The organism is Nonomuraea lactucae (genome assembly GCF_003313395.1).
GTDB classification, from domain to species: domain Bacteria; phylum Actinomycetota; class Actinomycetes; order Streptosporangiales; family Streptosporangiaceae; genus Nonomuraea; species Nonomuraea lactucae.
This window is the reverse complement of record NZ_QNFZ01000319.1, coordinates 1-591: the sequence shown is the minus strand read 5'-3', so window position 1 is coordinate 591 and position 591 is coordinate 1. Positions and strand designations below refer to the sequence as shown.

Below are 591 nucleotides of genomic sequence, written 5' to 3'. Positions count from 1 at the left end.
GGGCGAGGTCGTGGCCGGGTTCGACGGGTCCGCCGACGCCGAGGCCGCCCTCGACTACGCCCTGGAGCAGGCCGTCGCCCGCGGCGCCCGGTTGCGCGTGGTCTACGTCCAGCAGACCCCGGTGCTCGCGCCGCAGGCGGCCGGGTACGGCCCGCTGCTGGCGGGCGCGGTCGAGAACGAGGCGGCCGACATCCGGCAGCGGCTGGCGCCGTGGCGGGACAAGCATCCCGGCGTCGATCTGGCCGAGTCCGTCGTCCCCGGCCACCCGGTGCCCGTCCTCGCCGACGCGTCGAGGTCGGCCGCCCTCGTGGTGATCGGGTCGCGCGGGCTGGGCGGGTTCGCCGCGGCCGTGCTCGGCTCGGTCTGCCACGGCCTCCTCCACCGGGCGCACTGCCCGGTGGCCGTCGTCCGAGCCCCCTGGAGGCGGTCATGACCGTCATCGTCGCCCCGCCGTACCTGACCGAGGACGCCCGCCGCGACTGGGACCTGCTGCAGGCGCAGACGGAGGACGCCCCGCTGTTCGACCCGGCGCAGGCGGCCCTGCCGCCGGAGCCCGCGCGGCGGTGGGTCCTGCGCGCCATCGCGCCGGGC

Annotated in this window: 1 protein-coding gene; it reads left to right on the top strand. The window is 78.3% G+C overall.

Annotation, left to right across the window (positions count from 1 at the left end):
* A partial coding sequence (locus tag DQW85_RS21700; protein WP_162795190.1) for a universal stress protein occupies positions 1-433 on the top strand: 433 nt, incomplete at its 5' end.
* Between the last annotated feature and the right edge of the window lie 158 nt (positions 434-591).